General features: G+C 39.1%; 20 protein-coding genes. 15 read left to right on the plus strand and 5 right to left on the minus strand.

All coding sequences use genetic code 11. The annotated features are described in order from the left end of the window. The gene (locus ACQ7EO_RS05030; RefSeq protein ID WP_167468956.1) at positions 1-1,668 is read left to right on the plus strand and encodes an intermembrane transport protein PqiB; all 1,668 of its coding nucleotides are present in this window, start codon (positions 1-3) and stop codon (positions 1,666-1,668) included. Beyond that, the gene (locus tag ACQ7EO_RS05035) at positions 1,658-2,401 is read left to right on the plus strand and encodes a PqiC family protein (RefSeq protein ID WP_434279050.1); all 744 of its coding nucleotides are present in this window, start codon (positions 1,658-1,660) and stop codon (positions 2,399-2,401) included. Before ACQ7EO_RS05030 ends, ACQ7EO_RS05035 begins: the two co-directional genes overlap by 11 nt. Positions 2,402-2,509: 108 nt before the next feature. Here ACQ7EO_RS05035 and ACQ7EO_RS05040 read toward each other — a convergent pair whose 3' ends face one another. Both ACQ7EO_RS05040 and ACQ7EO_RS05045 read right to left on the minus strand, forming a co-directional pair. Further along, the gene (locus ACQ7EO_RS05040; RefSeq protein ID WP_434279051.1) at positions 2,510-4,744 is read right to left on the minus strand and encodes a phosphocholine-specific phospholipase C; all 2,235 of its coding nucleotides are present in this window, start codon (positions 4,742-4,744) and stop codon (positions 2,510-2,512) included. A gap of 26 nt (positions 4,745-4,770) precedes the next feature. Continuing rightward, positions 4,771-4,917 (minus strand): hypothetical protein, encoded by a 147-nt coding sequence (locus ACQ7EO_RS05045; protein ID WP_171077790.1) that lies wholly within the window; start codon positions 4,915-4,917, stop codon positions 4,771-4,773. A gap of 494 nt (positions 4,918-5,411) precedes the next feature. On the opposite strand from ACQ7EO_RS05045, the gene ACQ7EO_RS05050 reads away from it, so the two are divergent. From ACQ7EO_RS05050 to ACQ7EO_RS05070, 5 genes are all read left to right on the plus strand, one after another. Beyond that, the gene (locus ACQ7EO_RS05050) at positions 5,412-6,278 is read left to right on the plus strand and encodes a metal-dependent hydrolase (protein WP_004823502.1); all 867 of its coding nucleotides are present in this window, start codon (positions 5,412-5,414) and stop codon (positions 6,276-6,278) included. A gap of 30 nt (positions 6,279-6,308) precedes the next feature. Next, on the plus strand, positions 6,309-6,746 hold the full coding sequence (locus ACQ7EO_RS05055) for a PaaI family thioesterase (RefSeq protein ID WP_434279052.1): 438 nt from the start codon (positions 6,309-6,311) through the stop codon (positions 6,744-6,746). A gap of 142 nt (positions 6,747-6,888) precedes the next feature. After that, a complete protein-coding gene (locus ACQ7EO_RS05060) occupies positions 6,889-7,569 on the plus strand; it encodes a glutathione S-transferase family protein (protein WP_434279053.1) in 681 nt (226 codons plus the stop codon). After that, positions 7,566-8,339, plus strand: coding sequence for an SDR family NAD(P)-dependent oxidoreductase (locus ACQ7EO_RS05065; protein ID WP_434279054.1), 774 nt, complete (start codon positions 7,566-7,568; stop codon positions 8,337-8,339). The genes ACQ7EO_RS05060 and ACQ7EO_RS05065 overlap by 4 nt, the downstream gene beginning before the upstream one ends. 1 nt (position 8,340) lies before the next feature. After that, positions 8,341-9,030 carry an SDR family NAD(P)-dependent oxidoreductase gene (locus ACQ7EO_RS05070; RefSeq protein ID WP_434279055.1) on the plus strand — a complete coding sequence of 230 codons (690 nt, stop codon included), beginning with the start codon at positions 8,341-8,343 and terminating at the stop codon, positions 9,028-9,030. 66 nt (positions 9,031-9,096) lie between these two features. Here the strand turns inward: ACQ7EO_RS05070 and ACQ7EO_RS05075 are convergent, their stop codons facing one another. After that, positions 9,097-9,993 carry a LysR substrate-binding domain-containing protein gene (locus ACQ7EO_RS05075; RefSeq protein ID WP_434279056.1) on the minus strand — a complete coding sequence of 299 codons (897 nt, stop codon included), beginning with the start codon at positions 9,991-9,993 and terminating at the stop codon, positions 9,097-9,099. A gap of 123 nt (positions 9,994-10,116) precedes the next feature. Between ACQ7EO_RS05075 and ACQ7EO_RS05080 the strand changes: the two genes are divergently transcribed. Continuing rightward, complete coding sequence (locus tag ACQ7EO_RS05080; protein ID WP_434279057.1) at positions 10,117-10,869, plus strand: SDR family oxidoreductase; 753 nt, start codon at positions 10,117-10,119, stop codon at positions 10,867-10,869. A gap of 123 nt (positions 10,870-10,992) precedes the next feature. Here ACQ7EO_RS05080 and ACQ7EO_RS05085 read toward each other — a convergent pair whose 3' ends face one another. After that, positions 10,993-12,333, minus strand: a complete 1,341-nt coding sequence (locus ACQ7EO_RS05085; protein ID WP_434279058.1) for a D-serine ammonia-lyase — start codon at positions 12,331-12,333, stop codon at positions 10,993-10,995. A 17-nt stretch (positions 12,334-12,350) separates the two neighbouring features. Then, positions 12,351-13,688: a D-serine transporter DsdX gene (dsdX, locus tag ACQ7EO_RS05090; protein ID WP_434279059.1), complete on the minus strand. Its 1,338-nt coding sequence runs from the start codon at positions 13,686-13,688 to the stop codon at positions 12,351-12,353. Between the two features lie 220 nt (positions 13,689-13,908). Between dsdX and dsdC the strand changes: the two genes are divergently transcribed. The 7 genes from dsdC to ACQ7EO_RS05125 all read left to right on the plus strand — a co-directional run bounded on the left by dsdC (position 13,909) and on the right by ACQ7EO_RS05125 (position 20,829). Then, positions 13,909-14,841, plus strand: a complete 933-nt coding sequence (gene dsdC, locus ACQ7EO_RS05095; protein WP_004717679.1) for a DNA-binding transcriptional regulator DsdC — start codon at positions 13,909-13,911, stop codon at positions 14,839-14,841. A gap of 345 nt (positions 14,842-15,186) precedes the next feature. Next, positions 15,187-16,431, plus strand: coding sequence for a transposase (locus ACQ7EO_RS05100; RefSeq protein WP_244012863.1), 1,245 nt, complete (start codon positions 15,187-15,189; stop codon positions 16,429-16,431). Positions 16,432-17,166: 735 nt separating this feature from the next. Next, the gene (locus ACQ7EO_RS05105; protein ID WP_434279060.1) at positions 17,167-17,973 is read left to right on the plus strand and encodes a hypothetical protein; all 807 of its coding nucleotides are present in this window, start codon (positions 17,167-17,169) and stop codon (positions 17,971-17,973) included. Between the two features lie 269 nt (positions 17,974-18,242). Further along, positions 18,243-18,728 (plus strand): sigma-70 family RNA polymerase sigma factor, encoded by a 486-nt coding sequence (locus tag ACQ7EO_RS05110; RefSeq protein WP_434279061.1) that lies wholly within the window; start codon positions 18,243-18,245, stop codon positions 18,726-18,728. A gap of 7 nt (positions 18,729-18,735) precedes the next feature. After that, the gene (locus tag ACQ7EO_RS05115) at positions 18,736-19,716 is read left to right on the plus strand and encodes a FecR domain-containing protein (RefSeq protein ID WP_434279062.1); all 981 of its coding nucleotides are present in this window, start codon (positions 18,736-18,738) and stop codon (positions 19,714-19,716) included. Positions 19,717-19,783: 67 nt separating this feature from the next. Then, entirely contained in the window at positions 19,784-20,368 is a 585-nt protein-coding gene (locus ACQ7EO_RS05120; RefSeq protein ID WP_004823487.1) for a biliverdin-producing heme oxygenase, read from the plus strand. Then, positions 20,365-20,829 carry a YbaN family protein gene (locus ACQ7EO_RS05125; RefSeq protein WP_434279063.1) on the plus strand — a complete coding sequence of 155 codons (465 nt, stop codon included), beginning with the start codon at positions 20,365-20,367 and terminating at the stop codon, positions 20,827-20,829. The genes ACQ7EO_RS05120 and ACQ7EO_RS05125 overlap by 4 nt, the downstream gene beginning before the upstream one ends. Positions 20,830-20,853 lie beyond the last annotated feature (24 nt).

The following is a 20,853-nucleotide window of genomic DNA, read 5'->3' on the forward strand; positions in this document are numbered from 1 at the left end:
GTGTGTATGTCTGAAAATAAAACCAATAACGAAAGCTCAGATCATCAGGATCCTCATGCTGTAGATGAAACGCAGCAGATTTTGCCTGAACCTGAGAAAAATAAAGGACGCTGGCGACCATCGTTGATCTGGCTGATTCCGTTTATTGCCTTGTTGATAGGTCTGTCGTTGGCAGTCAAAGCGGTATTAGATACTGGTCCGACCATTAATGTTGCTTTTAGAACGGCTGAAGGGCTGGTTGCAGGTAAGACGACTGTTCGTTTTAAACAAGTGGATATCGGTCTTGTTCGCCAAATTGATCTTGCCGATGATCATTCACATGTCATTGCCAAAATTGAACTGCGTAAGGATGCCAGTAATTTTGCTGCAAAAGACTCACGCTTCTGGGTGGTTCGTCCACGAATTGGTGCCAGTGGTGTCTCCGGAATTGATACCTTATTGTCGGGTGCTTATATTGAGGTTGATGGCGGTAAGGCAGAACAAAAACAGGATGAGTTCACTGGTTTAGAAGTTCCTCCAGTCATCTCATCAGATGTACCGGGTAAAATCTTTTTCCTCAAAGCCAATAACTTAGGCTCACTGGATATCGGTTCTCCTATTTATTATCGTCAGATCAATGTGGGTCAAATCACGGCTTATCAGTTGGCCAAAGATGGTAAGAGTGTTGAGTTACAGACCTTTATTCAAGCACCTTATGATAAGTTTGTGACTACAGATGCGCGTTTTTGGCAGGCCAGTGGTGTCGATGTCAGCTTAAGTGCATCAGGATTTAAACTAGATACCCAGTCTCTGGTGAGTATTATCGCTGGCGGGATTGCTTTCGGTTATCCTGAGAATTCACATGCTGCTGTTGCTTCGGATCAAAGTCGTTTTAATTTATGGGATTCTCGTACTGAAGCTTTGAAAGAGCCAGATGGAAATCCACATCGTATCATTATGTATTTTGATCAGTCTTTACGTGGCTTGTCGGCAGGTGCACCGATTGACTTTATGGGGATTGAAATTGGTAATATTCAGTCGATTAATGCGGAGTTTGATGCAAATTATACTCAGATTCGGATGCGGGCTGAGGGGGTCATTTATCCATCTCGTTTAGCCAATGGCAAAGAACTTGATCCTGATGGTGTGATTTTTAAACGCTTTATCGAAAGAGGCTGGCGTGCTCAGATGCGTACTGGAAATCTACTGACAGGGCAGAACTATATCGCCTTTGATTTATTCCCTAAAGCAAAACCAGCAAACTTAATCATCAGATCAAATGGTGTGATTGAGGTTCCAACCACACCAACCGAGTTGAAGGGATTACAAGCACAAGTATCGCAAATTGCGGATAAACTGAATAAATTCCCATTGGTGGAAATTGGGCAGGATGTACGTAAAACCCTCAATAATATGAATTCAGCGATTAGCTCTACAGATAAACTGGTGAAGCAGTTGGATGGGAAAGTCGCGCCAGGACTACAGGCGACGTTGGATGATGTACGTAAAACCATGCGCTCTACTGAAACCATTCTATCCAGTGATGCGCCAATGCAACAGGATGTCCGCCGTGCTTTACAGCAAATGACACGTGCTGCCGCATCTTTACAGTTAATGGCTGACTATATTGAACAACACCCTGAATCACTCATTCGTGGGAAAACGCCTGAGGTTAAGAATGCTAAATAAAAAAAATAGCTCACATTTTTTGTCCTATTTGCCGCAGTCTAGTCGAGCAGGTTGTGCTCTGTTACTGGCCATTGTGGGTTTAGCTGGCTGTTCCAGTTCGCCTACACCAAACTACTATAGTTTGACGCCAATGGTTAAACCGTTGGTGAGTTCAAATGTACGGGTGATTGAAGTCCTGCCAGTGGGATTACCCGACCGTTTAAACAGGGCGCCTTTGGTCTTACAGGACAGCAGTGGTAAATCTAATGTATTGGATAACGAACGCTGGACGTCCACGTTGGGGGCAGAGTTACGTGATGGTTTGTCTGCGGGTTTGCAACAGAAATTAGGTGCTGTCGATCGTTACAGCAGTGGTATGACGGGTGGTAAAGTCTCTTACCGTATTGCAACCGACTTTTCTCGCTTTGATATTATTGAACACTCCGACACACGTTCGTTAATGGGTGCGATGAATCGGGATATTGAGGTGGCAGTTGCTTGGATTATTAAACGTGATGATCCAGCCAGACCCTTAAATCAGCCAACAGGTGTACAAAATGCAGTTTTGCCGAACCGACAACTCAGTTGTCGAATGGTATTTACCGATGCAGTTGGTGCAGATGGCAATAAAATTGTTGATATTGTCAGTGTTTCACGGCAGTCATTGAGTAAGGTGGTTGAAGCGATTGCCGCTTCTGTTGTTGCGACTGAAGCCAATAAAGCTGTGGTGATGGAAGGGGTGACTTGTTCCTAAGCAAGCGCTATAAAAAAGCACCCCAGTTTTAAATAAAATCTGGGGTGCTGTTAAATTTGATTCAGTGTTAACAATCTAAAAAACTGAATATTCAAAATTCTTTAAATATTACACCATCGCTGGATCACTGACAGAATCTGCACCTGTTTCAACGCGTCCTGCAAAGCGTCGATAAAACTTAGTGTCCTGAGTACAAGTTACGGCAAAATCATACCATTGCCATGTATCTTTCAGTTCCCAATGTCGTGTTGATGTTTGACCTGCTTTTACACTGATTTTTAACGCTGCGTCACTACGATAGACGACTGGGCTAATGACCAGTTCAACATCTTTTGTGCCCGTGTTGGTCAGGTCTAAATAAACATTACCATTGGCAATATCATAACACACTCGAATTTCAGGATTGATTTGCAGGCTTTGATTACGATTTAAATCACCTTTGAAATGGCGATGAAAACCATTTGGTCCCATTACCCAAAGATCATACAAACCTTGATTATCCTTTTTCACATTCCAAACATCATCCAGTGTTTTACCCGCTTCTACAATGTAACGACGCGGAACACGACTGAGATTTAACTTATCATAGACATGAAAAACTGCACCTTGAGTCCCTGTATTCGAGAACAAGAGTTTGACTGTTCCATCATTTTGACAACGTGCACTGGTATGTAATTCATAAGGCAATGCTTTAGATGGGCGAATACCACTGGCTTGAATTGGAAGTTGTAAATTGGTTGGAATCGGAACATTTGGTAATTTCTGCTGAGCTGAACGAAGTTGATCTGCTTGCTCACGGGTTTGTTTACCATTTAATTCTGGCAGTACATCTTCATTTGGGGTTTTAAAATTAAATGCTGAGGTTAAATCACCACAAATCGAACGACGATAAGGACTGATATTCGTTTCTTTTACCCCAAAGCGTTGTTCTAAAAACATTAATACTGACGTATGATCAAACACTTGAGAGTTAACCACACCACCACGACTCCATGGTGAAATTACAAAGAGTGGTACCCGTGGGCCCGGTCCATAAACACCATTGTCTTTTTTAGGCTGGCTGCTGCTGGCACTACCCAAAGGCGCGTCATGCACATAATATTCATACTGCATATCAGCTTGGCTAAGTGTGGATTTACCCGCATAAGTATTGTCTGCTTGTAAGCTTGGTGCAGATGGAGACGGAACATGGTCAAAATAACCATCATTTTCATCAAAATTGATCAAGAAAACGGTTTTACTCCAAACCTCTGGCACTGCTGTTAAAGCATCTAAGATTTCTTGAATAAACCAAGAACCTTGTACTGGGCTTGATGGACCTGGATGTTCACAATAGATAGAAGGTGCATTGATCCAAGACACTTGGGGAAGTTTGCCTGTTTTGATATCATTTTTAAACGCATCTAAAAATTCTTCGGGTTTATTGCCGGGCAGGGTGTTTGCAATACCTTTATACAGTGGATTTTTAGCATTATCGGTTGTGGCATCATAAGCTTTATAAGGCAACGGTTGCGCTGCTTTATTGTATGGACTATTTGGCGCACCACCACTTGAAACTGGGTAACCTGAAGCAATATTGGCTTTTTTAAAGGTACGGAATGCACCGAGCATGTTATCGCCCCATTCGTCTGGCATATTTTGATAGCAAATCCAGTTAACACCTGCCTCTTCTAAACGTTCAGCATAGGTTTTCCATGTGTAGCCGATATCAACGTTTTGGGGATCGCCATCAATCCAGTCCCATTCATTATTGACAAACGCAGTACTGGTCGGTACTGCACCATTAGTGCCCGTTAAATGAAATGAACGGTTGGCATCTGTACCTGTGTGCATTGAACAGTGATACGCATCGCAAATGGTAAAAGCATTGGCTAAAGCAAACTGATAAGGGATTTCCTGCTCTTTAAAATAACCCATTGCATAATCAGTTTTATGGGTTGGCCAGTTTGACATACGGCCGTTGTCCCAAGCTTTTTGGCTATCCACCCAAGTATGATTTGTACCGGGTGCACGTTGTGCATTATTACTCGATCCATCTAAATGAAAAGGGGTTAATAAGGCACCGTTACTTCGTTGTTGTTGCCATACAGTACGATCATTTTGCAAAGGAATGGTTAAGCGGTCGGCAAAACCACGAACGCCTTTTAATGTACCAAAATAATGGTCAAATGAACGGTTTTCCTGCATCAGGATAACCACATGTTCGACATCTTGAATGGTTCCTGTTTTATTATTTGCAGGAATAGCCAATGCTTTTTGAATGCTGGCTGGAAATGTAGATAAGGCAGCAGCACCAAAACTTGTTTTAAGTGTATTTGCTAAAAATTGACGACGATTAATCACAATATTTCCCTTTGGTATTTTTATGTTTATGGTGCGCAACGCATTAATGGTTTTTTAGATCCATCAGGCTGTGTGCTGGTCTTATCATCATTTGAATCATTACAAGCGGTGAGTGCCAGTAAAATGGGGAAAATATAAATGTAGGATAGCCATTGTTTCGATTTTCTTAACATGTGTTTCATCCATTATAAAGATGCCCACACATTAGACAGCGCTTGTGACAGCAAGGTGTCACCTTTATGACAAATCATTGACATGGCAATAGCGCTAGAAATTGAGACAGAAATCCAGATAGAAATAGAAAATAAAACTGAAAAAGCTTAATCGGTTTTGATGGAGAGATTAGAGGAGGATGTTTAATTTTAATTTGAACTGTTGTTGAACTCTAAGATATCAACTAAGTATTTTTATTTTAAGTTATTAATTTTATTGGTTATATTTTATGGGCATGAATAATCATGCATCAGGTGAAAATGCGATGGATAAAAACAGCTTTTAAGTTTTTGGCTTAGATCGATTGTCTTTATAGGAATGATACTGTCATTTAAGGACAACCTGAAGCTTTAACGTATTCACATCATTGACAAGATCAACATGGACCATTATTTTAATTTTCCGAGTTCTTTTTTGGAACTTGTTATTTTAAGATAAATTCTTGAGGTGAACCATGTCTATATCAGCGGTGAAAGAAAAATCAAAGCAAAAAACACCTGCATCATTTCCAGTACGTCGTATGGATTATGAATTTCAGGATATGCCCAAGTATTGGTGTAATGACGAACCAACCTTTACCCATTACTTCACAGGTCTATCGACGCTTTTTCCTGAAGGTGAATCGTACTTTGTCCGTTCAGTGCGCGCCTTACGTGGAAAAATTAAAAACAATCCACAATTAGATCGTGATATTGGTGCCTTTATTGGGCAAGAAGCCATGCACTCTAAAGAACACCATGCTTTTCATGTCAGTGCACAGCAATATGGTTTAGATCCTGAATCTTTAGAAAAAGCCACGGGGATCATATTAAAAGCGGTAGAACGTGCTTTTCCTAAAAAATGGAATCTCTTGGTCACAGTGGGTCTGGAACATTACACCGCAGTGTTGGTGGTGGAGATGATGAAAAATGTCAATGAGTTAATGACCGATACCACTATTCGCAATTTATGGTTATGGCACAGTGTTGAAGAAACCGAACACAAGGCTGTGGCTTATGACATGTATGAATACTTATATGGTAAGGGCTTAGATGCCTACATTCCTCGCGTGGCGATTTTTACATTTAGTCTTGTGCTGATCACACTATTTTCTAATGTATATCAAGTGGTGTTAATGTCGAGAGACAAACAATTATTAAACCTTAAGTCTTGGACTAAGTTTGCTGGGTTTACAGTGCAAGCCTATCGTAAGCTGGTACCGCAATTTTTCTCTTATTATCAGTTTGATTTTCATCCGAATGATACCGATGAATCCGAAATTGTCGCACAAACTAAAGTAAAAATTGGCTTATCCCCTGAACAATCAACCCTTCTCCAATAAGTATTTTATTTATCAAAATAGGAAATAGTGATGAATCCACTCAATATGACTGGTCTGGAAATTATGCAAGCATTCCAAAAAGGACTGGTGCCAGCGCCTGGTATTGCAAAAACCATGGGGATGGAGGAAGTAGGAGACGTTGAATATGGTCGCATTGTATTTATGGCCTTTGCGGATGAACGTCATAGCAACCCATTGGGTGGAGTACATGGTGGTTTTGCCGCAACGATATTGGATTCAGTAACAGGGTGTGCCACACATACCGTCTTGGCTGCGGGTGAGGGTTATGGAACCACTGATCTTGCGATAAAAATGTGCCGTCCAATGCCGTTTAATAAAAAGTTAATTGCTGAAGGTAAAGTCATCAACGTAGGGAAAAACTTAGTCATTTCAGAAGGCTATCTTCGAGATGAAGAAGGAAAATTGTATGCACATGCAACAGCAACCAATATGATCATCCGTCGTTGAAAGATTCTATTTCTGCATCATGGTTTTGAACTAGAATTTTTGGATCATGGCTTTAAAAGCAGGCCTTTGAAGTATTAAGTGCTGATCCTATGATGTAGTTTATCGAATATCAATCGACCCAACATTAAGCTGAGAATATAAAATGAATTCAGTTGTATTACATCAATGGGAAATCTCACCTTTTTGCCAAAAAGTTGCTAGGATGTTGCAATTTAAAGGGATTGCTTATCAGACTGTGGATTATAACGGTGTACTGGGTGCAAAAGTGCCAATGCTCAGTAAAGCAGGCAAGGTTCCTGTTCTAGATATTGATGGTCAACGTATTCAGGACAGTACCCGTATTGCACGTTATCTTGATGATGCTTATCCAGACTTACCACGTTTATATCCTGAAGATCCTTTGCAAAAGGCCTATGTTGAACTTTGGGAAGATTGGTCAGACGAGTTGTTATATTTTTATGAGGTGCACTTTCGTGTCAGTGATGCTGCTGCCTTAGATCATGCGGTTGAAATGAGTGCAAAAGGTCGCCCCAAACATGAAATATATTTGTTAAAACCCTTGCTCAAAGCAACATTAAACCTGCAACTTAAAATGCAGGGGACAGGTCGCATGGCCAAGCAGGATATTGAGGTGGAATTTATTCGTCATTTAGAGCGTATCGAATTGGTGTTGGCGCAAACAGGGTGGTTGGTTGGCGAGGGTAAAACACTGGCTGATATTGCGGTTGGTTCGCAGCTTTTAGAGATTGTCCGCACCAGTAAAATTTGGGGCGCTAAAATTAAAGCTTATCCTTCTATTGCTCAATGGATAGACTTGCTATGAATACGCAGAATGCAACATCTCAAAATATAGCAACACTTCCATGTGTGGTTGTTATGGGCGTAGGTGCTGAACAAGGAATTGGAGCAGCAGTTTGTCGTCGTTTTGCTCAAGAAAAATTAAAAGTACATGTTGTGGGGCGTACTTTAGCGAAAGTGCAAGCCGTGGCTGATTCAATCAATGCGCAAGGTGGACACGCCGTAGCACATGCTTTGGATGCTGAAAATGAACAACAAGTGCAGACTTTTTTTGCGGAGAGGAATGCGCAAAAGGAGCATCTCGTCGCTGTTATTCATAATGTGGGGGGCAATATTCCCTCAATTTTTTTAAAGACCTCTCTTCAGTTTTTTACTCAAATGTGGCGTTCTACTTTTTTATCGGCTTTTTTAGTGTCACAACAAGCCTTAAAAATCTTTGAACAACAGCAATATGGCACACTGATTTTTACTGGGGCAAGTGCATCTCTTCGTGGTAAACCTTTTTTTGCGGCATTTACCATGGGCAAATCTGCATTACGTAATTACGCATTGCATCTCGCCCAGATATATAAGCCTCAAAATATCCATGTTGCACATATTATTGTTGATGGCATGGTCGATGGTGATCGTGTTAATAAAGCTGTATTTGGTTTAGGACGCTTACTGAGACTTACACGAGGCACAGGTGGATTAAATATAGAAGCGATTGCTGAGAATTATTGGATGCTTTATCAACAAAAACGTGATTTATGGACCCATGAGCTGGATTTACGTCCTTATCAGGAGAAATTCTAATATGTACAATTTAATTCCTCCATTGCTGAGAAAAAAATCCAAACTACAGGGCTGTATTGTTGTTATTGGCAATGAAACCCACTCGCTCAGCCAGCTTTTTGTGGATCAAGCACATAACAGGGCAATGCCTGTATATCAAGTTCAGCATGATCCTATGCAAACCAATCTAAAGATTGAGCAACAAGATTCAGGTCTAAAGCGGGTTCGTTTGAATCTGATCAATCCGACTGCTTTAAAAAATTTAGTTGGCCATATTCAACGAACAGGGCATTCAATTGAACTGTGTATTTTCCAAGCTGATTTTTCAAAATCATTGTCGAATTCCGATGCTTCAGCCCAACAGGTCGAACAGCTTTGGCAAAATACTGGTTTGGCTGCGGTAAATATTGCCCAAGCGATTATTCGCCAGATGTTGATAAAGTCACAAGGAACTTTGATCTTTCTAGGAACACAGCCCAACTTGATCGCTGAAAATAATGGCTTAACTCAGAGTATGTTTGCCAGTATTCGGGCATTGGCACAATCTTTGGCAAGAGAATTTCATCCTAAAGGCATCCATATCACTTATTGTATGTTGGAAAGTTGGCATAGTCAGAATGTTGTCTTGATGGATTCGGTTAAAAATATGTGTTGGCATCTTTATCAACAACCTGATTCAACTTGGAGTCAGGAATTGGGTGTTGGCGTATAAATGCTATGGGGATCAATGCGAGAGAGCGCTAGTTAATCATATCTATCAAGCAGCGTGATTCAAACTTCAAAGCAATGGATTATCCTGAAACAATCGTACAATCCATTCGATAAAAACTTTTTGTCGTGGTGAAACCAGTGTTTTTGATGGATAAAGTAAAGAAATAGGCAGGGATGGAACAGGATAGTCAGTTAAAATTTGACAAAGTGTGCCTTGCTCTAGCTCAGATAAATAACCATAACGCGGTGCTTGGATGATGCCAAAATGCTGTTTGGCTGCTGCTGCATAGGTATTTGCACCATTGACTTGAATCTTTAACGGCAACTCAAAAAACTGTGTTTTCTTGCCTGTCAGAAACTCAAGCGGCAGTGGCTTTTGTCGAGCAGAAGAATAAAATCCGACCATAAAATGTGATTGTAGATCTTCTAAGCGCTGTGGTGTGCCATATTTTTCTAAGTATTTTGGACTGGCTAAAGTCACTTGTTGAATATCGCCCAGATGCCTAACAATTAATTCACTATTATTGAGCTGACCTATACGAATGACACAATCAATGCCTTCTTTTATCAGATCTACATAACGGTCACTTTCGGTGAGTTGCAACTGTATCTGTGGAAACTCTGTTAAAAAATCATCTAATTTTGGCAGAATAAAATGCGCAGCAAAAATACCATGAACTGAGATTTTTAAAGGCCCTTGAGGTTTTGCATCAAGAAAATCATGATCAGACTCATTGATATAAGCCAAGATATATTTGCAGCGCTCATAATAAATATGGCCTTCATCGGTTGCTTTTACCTGACGAGTGGTACGCAACAATAAGCGCGTATTGAGTTGGAATTCTAATTGTTTAATTGCATCGGTCAGGGTTGAGCGTGGCAGATTTAAGATCTGCGCAGCTTTGGTAAAACTTTGTTGTTCAACCACATTGACGAAAGCAGACATTGCATTGAGTTTATCCATACGCCATTCCAATTGTTCGATTTATTCGGATAAAGATGTCAGGTTTAACTAGATTATCTGGTTTTATCTGAACAGTATCATAGAAGCGATTAGAGGTATATTTTATTCCATGAGGTCATCACGATGCATACAACAGATCAAACACAGCAAGAAAAAGTGATTTTAATTACAGGCGCTTCTCGCGGGATTGGTGCATTTACTGCCAGCTTATTGGCACAGCAAGGCCATAAAATCATTATCAATTATGCCAGTAACGATAAAGAGGCGGAGCATGTCTTGAGCAGTATTCAAGCGTTAGGTGGAACAGCGAGTCTCTTTAAAGCCAACATCAGCTATTCCAATGAAGTGACTGCATTATTTGATTATGCAATTCAAACCTATGGTCGATTGGACGTGCTGATCAATAATGCAGGGATTTTGAAATTAAGTAAGATTGAACAATTAGACGATGAAAGTATTGATCAAGTTTTAGCAATTAATATTAAAGGCCCCTTATATACCATGCGTGAAGCTGCTAAGCGACTGCAAAAGGGCGGAAAAATTATTAATTTATCCAGCAGTGTGGTGGGGATGAAACTCGAAACCTATGGTGTTTATACTGCATCAAAAGCTGCCATTGAATCCTTAACAGCTATTTTAGCCAAAGAGTTAAGAGGAAAAAATATTACGGTAAATGCAATTGCACCTGGGCCTACGGCAACTGAACTTTTTCTTGAAGGCAAAAGTGATGAATTGATTGCTCAGTTGAGCAAAGCTGCACCTTTAGAGCGTTTAGGCACTGTAGAAGATATTGCCGCAGTGTTGGATTTCGCCGTAAATGAAGCGAGTAATTGGGTCAATGCCCAAGTCCTTCGGGTTAATGGTGGGATCGTTTAATTCCATAGGGAAAATCCTGACCCAAGTCTTTAATTAGGGCGATAGAGGAGAATCACTTTATTTATCTGCTACCGCCCCAGATTCTGATGAGATCAAGACCTGTGCGAATCAAGTCTATACAGATTATTTTTTATAGGCTTTCGCTTGAGTTAAGTATTTTTCCATTTCTTCATCTGGAACCATTCCTCCTCCAGTCCCCCAGACAATGTGATTGGCATTTTCCAATTGCTGTTGGCTAAAGTGATGTAGCGCGGCATAGTCTTGATGTTGATTGGTCAAAATTGGTCCAAGCATACCCGCCAACGCAGAAGGTTCTAATTTAAGCTGTTCTGCATCATTGAGCATGCCCAAGAGTACATACATGGTTTCATCGGTTAATGTATAAAAACCGTCTAATAACCTTTGCATGGCTCGACCCACAAAGCCAGATGCTCGCCCAACAGCGAGGCCATCAGCAGCGGTGATATTGTCTATGCCCAGATCTTGAACTGAAATTTCATCATGTAAACCTGTTGCAACACCGAGTAACATACAAGGTGAATGGGTTGGCTCGGCAAAAATACAATGTACATGATCACCAAAGGCCATTTTTAAGCCAAATGCAACGCCACCGGGACCTCCACCAACACCACAAGGTAAATAAACAAATAAAGGATGTTGTTGATCAACCAAAATATTTTTTTGTTCTAATTGTTGTTTTAAACGTTGCCCAGCAACTGCATAACCTAAGAATAAGGTTTGTGAGTTTTCATCATCGATAAAAAAGCAGTTTGGATTTTCTAATGCTGCCTTTCTGCCTTGTTCTACGGCAACACCATAATCTTCAGCATATTCAACTACTGTGACATTGTGCGCACGTAACTTATCTTTCTTCCATTGACGTGCATCTGCTGACATATGCACAGTCACATCAAAGCCTAATTTTGCACTCATGATACCAATAGAAAGGCCTAAATTTCCGGTAGAACCGACCGCAATACTGTATTGACTAAAAAACTGTTTAAACTCTGGACTATCCAGTTTTGCATAATCATCTTCAAGGTTTAAACGTTGTGCTTGAATCGCAAGCTTTTCAGCATGACAAAGCACTTCATAGATGCCACCACGCGCTTTAATTGATCCCGATATAGGAAGATGGCTGTCTTTTTTAAGCCATAATTGACCATGGATCGATTGTCCAAAATACTGTTCCAACTGTTGCTGCATTTGAGGAATCGCTGCCAGTTTGGATTCTATAATACCTTGAGATGCCGCTGTTTCTGGAAAGGCTTTCATCAAATAGGGTGCAAAGCGTGTCAAACGTGCACTAGCATCATCAATATCTTTTTGGTCCAACCCGACATAGGGCAGCCCTTCTACCAGTGAGGTAAAATTGGGATTAAACCACGCCACTTCTTTGAGTGCGATAAGGTCTTTAACAATCGGATATTTGGCAATAAGCTGATTAATCTGTTGAGCGTTCATAAAATACTCCTAAAGGCTTAAATAAAATGAGAAAGCAGGAAGGTGCAGCCCAATGCGGTGAGGGAGGCAAGGAAAGTTGCAGAGGTATAGTATTTAAAGGTTTCGTTTAATGTAGCACCACAGTATTGTTTGACTAACCAAAATAGAGAGTCGGTCACAATGGTAAAACCGATGGCACCTGAACCAATCGCAATCGCCATGATTTCAGGACTAATATCCGGATAGAGCGGTAACATTGGCGCCACGATTGCAGTTGCGCCCATCATTGCAACAGTGGCAGAACCTACAGCTGCATGTAAAATCAGCGCAACCAACCAAGCGAGTAAAATTGGATGCATATGCAAGTGGGAAAGCGTGACAGCCATTGAGTCAGCTAAACCACTGGCTTTTAAAATACTGTTAAATGCACCGCCAGCCCCAATGATGAATAAGATGTTGGCAATTGCAGAAAATGAGTCTTCTGTGGCTTTTAATAAGCTTCCCATCTGCATATTACGGCGTAGACCAAGGGTGTAGTAAGCAACAAATACCGCAATAAACATGGCGGTGATTGGGTTTCCTATAAAGCCTAAAATATGTGAAAGCTGAGTGGATGTATGATTATTTAATTCAGCCACAGTTTTGATTAACATTAATCCGATTGGAAGAAAAACTGTAAATAAGGTGATTTTTAAAGAAGGTAAGTTGTGTTCTTCTTTTAAGGTAAGCTTTGAAAATTCGACAGGTACTGCTTTAAACGGTAAACGTTGACCAACTAATTTTAAAAACAGTGGGCCACCAACCAGTGCTGCTGCTAAACCCACCATTAAGCCAAAAATAATCACGGTACCGACATCAGCCCCTAGTTTATTGGTGACATAAAGTGCCGCAGGATGAGGCGGTACTACACAGTGTACAGCCATTAATGCGGTGCATAATGGAATCGCCAATTTAAACAAAGAGGTTTTGGTATGCTGCGCTATAGAAAAAGCCAAGGGAATTAATAAAACCACACCAACTTCTACAAATAAAGTGATGCCACAAAATAGCCCAATCAGCACCATGACCACATCACTGGATATCCAGTGACATCGCTGCAAAGACAGGGCGATACGTTCAGCAGCGCCAGAGATTTCCATCATTTTGCCGAGAATGGTACCCAGTGCAATGACTGTGGCAAGGAAACCCAAGGTGCTTCCAATCCCATTTTCAATTGCATTGACCATATCCAGTAATGGCATTTTCATTGCTACACCGACAAAGAAGCTTGCCAGAAGCAAAGCTAAAAAGGGATGCAGTTTAAATTTTAAAATAGTGAAAATTATTAACCCGATACTGGTTAATAATATACCGACATCCACGAAATTGGTTTCCATACCATATATCTCTGTGACAAAAGTTGTTCTTTGTCTATTGAAGTTAAACCCGAGAAATCCGTCAAACGATGATATTTGATCTACGGGTTAAAATAATTCACTTGAAAAATAAATCCTAAATAAATTTTGATTTTTAAATGATTTATACGTTATTTATATGGGCATAGGACAGCAAGAAGCATGTGATCAATCATTTTGTTTCAGCAAAAAGGAAAAAGGCATGACCAACGCACATAAAAATCTAACCGGTTTTCAGCTCTCAAAACTGTATACATTTGAAGTTGCGGCTAGACATGAGTCTTTTGCACTCGCCGCTGAAGAACTGTCTTTAACCCCAAGTGCGGTAAGTCACCAAATTAATTTGTTAGAAAAAGAACTTAATATCAAACTGTTTTTACGCTTGCATCGGAAAGTAAAGTTAACCACTGAGGGACAGCGGATTTTAGCTGCTTTACAATTTTCATTAGACTCGTTAAATGTTGAAATTAAGGCACTGCAAAATCAGCAACTTGTTGGCTCACTCACGATTTATGCAAGACCATCGATTGCTCAGTGTTGGTTAGTGCCTCAATTGCCTGATTTCATCCAACGCTATCCATTGATCCAACTCTCAGTTTTAACGGGTAATGAGGATGTAAATTTTCAACGTAGCGGAATTGATATTGCGCTTTATTTTGACAATCAACCGTCTTTTCAGTTGAATTATCAGTATTTAATGGACGAATATATTATCCCGGTATGTAGTCCTGCATATGCGGAAAAATTTAACCTCTACGATCATCTAGACAACTTAAAAAACTGCACATTGCTGCATGACTGCCAAGCATGGAGTAACGGCACAGGCGCAGATGAATGGAACAGTTGGACGCAGCATTTTAATGTAAATATGGATCATTCTTCAGAGATGAGTTTTGACCGATCTGATCTGGCTTTGATTGCTGCTAAAAATCACTTGGGTATTACCATGGGACGTAAAAAACTAGTAGAAAAAGACTTAGAAAGTGGTGAGCTGGTAATGCCATTTAAAAACATGTATTTAAAATGTGATCAGCATTACTATATTACATCATTGAAAAATAATGAATTACCTAAAGTTAAAGCATTTAGTGACTGGATAAAAGCACGAGCAAACTCAGAAATAGGGCATCAATGAAAAACTCTAAACCCTAGAAAAAGCCTAAACTCTAGAAAAAGCCGAGCAAGCCTTGAATAAAAAATCACGAAATCAATTTTATGCTAAAACGTAAAAATTAATATTTTTTGCTGTTAGAGCTTTTATAATACTTGATTATTATGATTAATAGACTTCTTTCATAAGTCCTTTTTAAAACCATAAATCAACATAAAAGCGCCCTCATCCTAGCCTTCTCCCAAAGGGCATAGGTATCTACACAATTAAATCTATTTAAGTTAAATTGGAGAGCATGCTCTCCAATTTAACATTCCACACTTAGATAACCGATTAGTTAAACGCTACGGACGTCTTGTAAAACTTAATATGAATCCACTTGCTTCATTAGCTCCAGCGCTTAAAGATATTGCTTCTACCCAAAAGACTAGCTTTGCTACAACCCAAGCAGTTTGGCGTTTCTTAAATAACGAAAACGTTTCATTTCAACAACTCAATCAGCCTCTTCAAAAACTTGCGTTTGAACAAATCGCTCTATCGAATCACCACTATGCCTTAGTTGCTCATGATTGGTCTCAACTACAATATTTCAAACATAACAACAAGTTAAATAGATTCAAAAGAACACATGCAAGTGACAAAGGCTATGAATTACAAAGCAGTTTATTAATTGATGCTGAAACGGGTTTACCCATTGCACCATTAGATCAAACTTTATGTGATGCTACTGGACGTTATTCAACATTTACTGATGGGCATAAAATAAAAGAAACCCACTTAAATGCACTATGTGAACAAATCGAACATATTGAGTCTTTACCAATAGAAAAGAAACTCGTACATATTATTGATCGTGAAGGAGATTCAATTGCTCATCTTAGATTATTGAATCAACAAGAACATTTATTTCTTATTCGAGGTAAAGAAGGAAATCGTGTTGAATATCAAGGAGAAGATGTTAAGTTAAGGGAAGTGTCAGACCAAATACCAACTACACAAACCCATACAATTCAATATAAAGGGAATTGCGAACAACTCTATGTTGGTGAAACTCAAATCAGTATTACACGTAATGCAAGACCAATGCAGAAAGACGAAACGGGAAAAAGAGTTCCACCACAAAAGGGAAAGTCATTAACCGTTCGACTGATTGTAGTTGAAGTTAAAAATAAGCAAGGAAAATCACTTTCTCGTTGGAGCTTATTAAGTAATGTATCATCAGAAATTCCAAGTATAGAATTGGCAACTTGGTATTACTGGCGTTGGAAAATAGAAAACTATTTTAAGTTGTTAAAACAGGCGGGCCATGACATTGAGTCATGGCTACAAACAACTCCGCAAGCGATATTAAGACGACTCTTAATTGCAAGTATGGCATGTGTGTTAACTTGGCGAATACAGCGAGAAAATGATGAGAAAAATTCAAGAGTTAGAGTCTTTCTAACACGTCTATCAGGAAGACAACAAAAAAGAGGAACAAGGGAAAGTGCTCCTGCAATTTTGGCTGGTCTGTCAATATTACTGAATACACTACAATTATTATCTGAACATTCGGTTGATGACCTTAAGCTGATTGCTGAAATTGCATTAGAGTCTCTACAAAAAGATGTGTAGATACCAATGCCCAAAGGGAGAAGGAATTTTCAATACCAATATGCTTTACTTCACATGATCATTTATTGATGTATGAAAGATCTTTAATATTTGAGTGTTTATATTTGAATAACGCCAATCAGAATAAAAAATAAACAAACCTAAATATAACGAGAAATTAAAGAGAAATAAAAAGAAAGATGCAATAAATTTTATATTAACAATAGGATGATTGAGGTGGAAAAGCTAAACTGAAAATGACATTTTAAAATATAAACAACAGCAAAATATACAAATTTTAAGACAGTAAGATCATCGAAAAATACAGATTCTCTCTCTAAAGTCATGTTCAAATTTTTATAAAAAAGTGAAGTTTAATTATAAATATTTATTATTTTTCAATATTTTGATGGATTTTGTTAAAGGTTAAAAAGCAGATCTAGCAACATTGTTATTGTAAATAAAATTGTAATTGATTATTATTCTCATTTGTTGATTGTGTGTGTATATTTGTAATCCATATTTTTACTTCTGATTTGAAGATACTGGATGACCTGAAATATACACATTTAATGATGATTAATATCATTGAATAAGATTTCTCCCTCATCAATCTAAACCCTGTTGAGCTATATGAATAGGGGCATGATGAGGGTAATCGATATAACAAGTATCGCATTTAAATATTGATTTTTTAAACAGCAAAATGGAAAGAATTTTTTAATTCAACAAATATTCACCTCCAAGGAAACGAACATGAAAAAATTGGCGCTATGGATGACCAGTTTAACTGCAATGGCAACTGCTGGATCAGCGGTTGCTGCTACAGTCGATCAATCCAATGCTTATCAACAGGCATATGCATTATATGTGCTTTATCATCCTAATAATAAAGAGCAGAACAGTAGCACTTTAATTAAGCAATATACTCAGGACTATGCCGAATTGTTTAAGGCGAATAAAAAAGTCAATCAAGTGCAGTTTGTTCAATATGAGCAAGCCCGTTTAGAGCCATTACTTAAGCAGCGCCGTGAAATGTCAGAAAAACAGGCGCATGTACGTTATGGCATTCTCGATAATAATAAAGACCAGAAACTGACCCTAAAGGAATTTCAGGAGACGGGTTTAAAAACCTTTAATGAGTTTGATAAAAACTTGGATGGTTTAGTAAATGCAGAAGATGCCAAATTAGCGGGCAATAGTAATGCAACGCATGATGGATTCCGCGTGAAACTACCAATTTCAATGCCCATGCCGAGTAACATCAACGAATTTATTAGCCAATATGGTCAAGGGAAAAACTATGTAACGCTTGGAGATTACCTCACAGCGCGTGACAAACAATATTTTGCAACCGATGCGAATGGTGATCATATTGTCACTGAGAAGGAATATGTGGATGAGTTTATGCAACGTTTTGATGCCAATATCGCAACAGGTAAAGTCAAAATGCAGGAAACGGCAGCACAACAATTTCAAGTGATTGGCAAAGGTAAAACAACAATTCAAGCCAGTGATATTCAACAATTTGCTAAAAATGTGGATCAAGCGATCAGTCAATAAATTATCGCCAATACGTGATAAACAGTTTCTCGGTCATCTTGAGGATGATCGAGAATTTTTTTATTTAAAAGCGATAAACTTTTGATAAAATTATAATAATTTTGAATTAAATTTTTGTTTAAGATTTACCAAATGTCCCATTCGAGTATGTTGCGTAGTCTTATAAATGAGTTGGATGAATTAAAAATTCAATTAAAAGGGCAAACCGAGCTCTTATTTTCTTTATTTTTCTGCTAAGATATTGCTAATAATTCTCATTCTCTTTAAGTATGTCTGATCCTATTAGCACACTATATCGTCATCACCATTCTTGGTTATATCAATGGTTAAAACGTCGCCTCAATCATAGTGAAGATGCCGCTGATTTAGCCCATGATACTTTTCTGCGTATCTTAAAGCGTAAAGATGAATTGTATTTTGATCAGCCGCGTGCAATTTTGACCACAGTTGCCAAGGGAATTTTGATTAATTGGTATCAACGTAAATCGATTGAAAAAGCCTATTTAGAGGCGCTTTCAAGCAGACCTGAATATGATGAAATTACACCTGAGCAAAAAATATCGGCAATTGAATCTTTATGTTTGATTAATCAATTACTCAATCAATTGCCTGAGCGCCAGCAAGAGGTCTTTATTTGGTCACAATTAGAAGGGCTGACTCAACAGGAAATTGCAACACGCTTAAATATTTCTACCCGAACCGTGATGCGTGATCTGGTTTCAGTACTGAGTCAATGTTTAGCTGTTATGGATTAATGCCTGCATGTTGCATGATCAAATTTATCAAGAAACAGCGCAATGGATCGTTAAAATCCAACACGCACCATTGAATGAAACTGAACAGCTTGAATTTGAACAATGGAAACAGCAAAGTTCCCAACACCAAGCTGCATGGTCTAAAGCCGAACGTTTATTGTATAGCCTTGAGGAATTTCCCGAAGATGGGCAGCAGCTGATTCAGCAAGGCAAGAAAAATGCCCAATTTAATTTAAACAAACAACTGGTGCTTGCCTGTTTACTGTGTTTTGGCAGTGTCATGCTATGGAACTCGGATTATCGCTATATATGGTTATCGGATTATCGTACTGCGGTGGGTCAGCAGAAACAGCTTGAGCTGGAAGATGGGACACAACTTCAATTAAATACCCATACGGCTTTGGACGTGCGTTATACAGCGCAACAACGTATTGTAAAATTACATTATGGCGAAATACAAATACGTACAGCCAAAGAAAAAAATCATGCTTATCGCCCATTCTTGGTCGAAACTGAATCGGCAAATCTGCAAGCGCTTGGCACTGTATTTAATGTTCAGTATTTCAACAACAGTGAAAAGCAAACCTGTCTAGGCGTCATAGAAAGCGCAGTGAAAGTCAGTTTGAACCAGTCCAAACACACTAAAATTGTCCATGCTGGTGAGCAGCTATGCTTTGATGATCGCAATTTTAAAGCATTACAAAGTTTAGATCCGAATATATTGGCATGGAAAAACCATATGGTCATGGCTTTTGAAATGCCGTTGGAAAAATTGCTTCAAGAGATTGGGCGCTATCAACACCAATATATAGATATTGCCCCTCAATTGAAGTCGTTAAAAGTTTCAGGTTCATATCCAGTCAATGACTTTGGCACCTTACAAACAGCATTGCAATTCAGCTATCCAATCAAAGTAGAACGTTATTTCGGGGATCGTGTGTTGAGTATTCAGCCTAAAGCTGAAAATCAGAAAAGTAAAAATAATTAAGAAATGATGTCAGTTTTTACAGACAAGGCGGGTAATACAGTTAAACCAAACAAACTGGAGAAAATTGATGAGCACCTCATTCACACTCAACCGCCTTGCATCTCGTTTAAAAACAGAGACAGCCAGTCAACATGAATATATGCATCAATTAATGGAAAAAGCCCAAGTATTTAAAGATGTCGCACATTATGCAAAATTTACTTTGTCACAGTATTATTTTCAAAAAAATGTCGAATATTTATTTCAACATCCCAAGGTTGCAGCCTTGATTTCTGATTTAGATATTCGTGGACGTTCGCAAGCAGCTTACTTAGACCTACAAGACCTTCAGATCGAACCAGAATCGTTGGCCTTGGTTACTGAAAAGATCGGCTTTCCTGAAGCGCTGGGTTGGATCTATGTATCAGAAGGTTCTACGCTGGGTGCAGCATTCTTATTTAAACAAGCCCAGCAAAGTTTGGGGTTTTCCGCAGATTTTGCTGCAAGAAATTTAGCTGCCTATCCAGAAGGGCGGGCCAAAGTCTGGAAACACTTTATTGAGGAACTTGATCAGGCTGACTTTACTCAAGACGAGCAAGATCGTGTCATTTACGCTGCTCAACAAGCCTTTGATTATTTTGGCGCATTATTAAAAGACATTCATTCAACATGAAGAAAGTGTCTTCTGTCAGCAATCACACACAAGGCAAAGACTTAACGCTGTTAGCGTCTTTGCCGGTAACGCCATCCGCAAATTTACATTCATCCTCAGTGGTGCGTGTGATCTGCATCATCTTGGCAATTTTGTGTCTTGTTCTCGCTGTGGTGGGCATTGTATTGCCAGGGATTCCAACTTTTGATTTTCTCTTTTTGGCAACAATTTTTGCCTCAAAAGGTTCAGCACGCTTGCATCGTTGGTTACATCAAAATCGTTATATTGCAATGTTGCTCGCACAATATCGTGGCGGTTTTAAACAGATTTCGCGTTCACGTAAATGGATGATGACATTGAGTATTTTATTCGGTACGACAATGTTAATGGTGTCTTCACTGCATCTGCACTTAAAACTTAGCCTGCTGGTCATTTTGCTGATTGGGTTGATCTGGATTTGGACCAGACCAGAAAAAATATAAATTTTCATGTCATGTTTTAACAAT

This window comes from Acinetobacter sp. CE-15 (genome assembly GCF_051059255.1).
Taxonomy (GTDB): Bacteria; Pseudomonadota; Gammaproteobacteria; order Pseudomonadales; family Moraxellaceae; genus Acinetobacter; species Acinetobacter guillouiae.

What these genes read in the sequence shown, in the direction of transcription:
- ACQ7EO_RS05045 (WP_171077790.1), bottom strand. Translation starts at nt 4,917, where the DNA reads ATGTTAAGAAAATCGAAACAATGGCTATCCTACATTTATATTTTCCCC.
- ACQ7EO_RS05115 (WP_434279062.1), top strand. Translation starts at nt 18,736, where the DNA reads ATGTTGCATGATCAAATTTATCAAGAAACAGCGCAATGGATCGTTAAA.
- ACQ7EO_RS05060 (WP_434279053.1), top strand. Translation starts at nt 6,889, where the DNA reads ATGAATTCAGTTGTATTACATCAATGGGAAATCTCACCTTTTTGCCAA.
- ACQ7EO_RS05105 (WP_434279060.1), top strand. Translation starts at nt 17,167, where the DNA reads ATGAAAAAATTGGCGCTATGGATGACCAGTTTAACTGCAATGGCAACT.
- ACQ7EO_RS05120 (WP_004823487.1), top strand. Translation starts at nt 19,784, where the DNA reads ATGAGCACCTCATTCACACTCAACCGCCTTGCATCTCGTTTAAAAACA.
- ACQ7EO_RS05035 (WP_434279050.1), top strand. Translation starts at nt 1,658, where the DNA reads ATGCTAAATAAAAAAAATAGCTCACATTTTTTGTCCTATTTGCCGCAG.
- ACQ7EO_RS05080 (WP_434279057.1), top strand. Translation starts at nt 10,117, where the DNA reads ATGCATACAACAGATCAAACACAGCAAGAAAAAGTGATTTTAATTACA.
- dsdX (WP_434279059.1), bottom strand. Translation starts at nt 13,688, where the DNA reads ATGGAAACCAATTTCGTGGATGTCGGTATATTATTAACCAGTATCGGG.
- ACQ7EO_RS05110 (WP_434279061.1), top strand. Translation starts at nt 18,243, where the DNA reads ATGTCTGATCCTATTAGCACACTATATCGTCATCACCATTCTTGGTTA.
- ACQ7EO_RS05070 (WP_434279055.1), top strand. Translation starts at nt 8,341, where the DNA reads ATGTACAATTTAATTCCTCCATTGCTGAGAAAAAAATCCAAACTACAG.
- ACQ7EO_RS05065 (WP_434279054.1), top strand. Translation starts at nt 7,566, where the DNA reads ATGAATACGCAGAATGCAACATCTCAAAATATAGCAACACTTCCATGT.
- ACQ7EO_RS05075 (WP_434279056.1), bottom strand. Translation starts at nt 9,993, where the DNA reads ATGGATAAACTCAATGCAATGTCTGCTTTCGTCAATGTGGTTGAACAA.
- ACQ7EO_RS05050 (WP_004823502.1), top strand. Translation starts at nt 5,412, where the DNA reads ATGTCTATATCAGCGGTGAAAGAAAAATCAAAGCAAAAAACACCTGCA.
- ACQ7EO_RS05085 (WP_434279058.1), bottom strand. Translation starts at nt 12,333, where the DNA reads ATGAACGCTCAACAGATTAATCAGCTTATTGCCAAATATCCGATTGTT.
- ACQ7EO_RS05100 (WP_244012863.1), top strand. Translation starts at nt 15,187, where the DNA reads ATGAATCCACTTGCTTCATTAGCTCCAGCGCTTAAAGATATTGCTTCT.
- ACQ7EO_RS05055 (WP_434279052.1), top strand. Translation starts at nt 6,309, where the DNA reads ATGAATCCACTCAATATGACTGGTCTGGAAATTATGCAAGCATTCCAA.
- ACQ7EO_RS05125 (WP_434279063.1), top strand. Translation starts at nt 20,365, where the DNA reads ATGAAGAAAGTGTCTTCTGTCAGCAATCACACACAAGGCAAAGACTTA.
- dsdC (WP_004717679.1), top strand. Translation starts at nt 13,909, where the DNA reads ATGACCAACGCACATAAAAATCTAACCGGTTTTCAGCTCTCAAAACTG.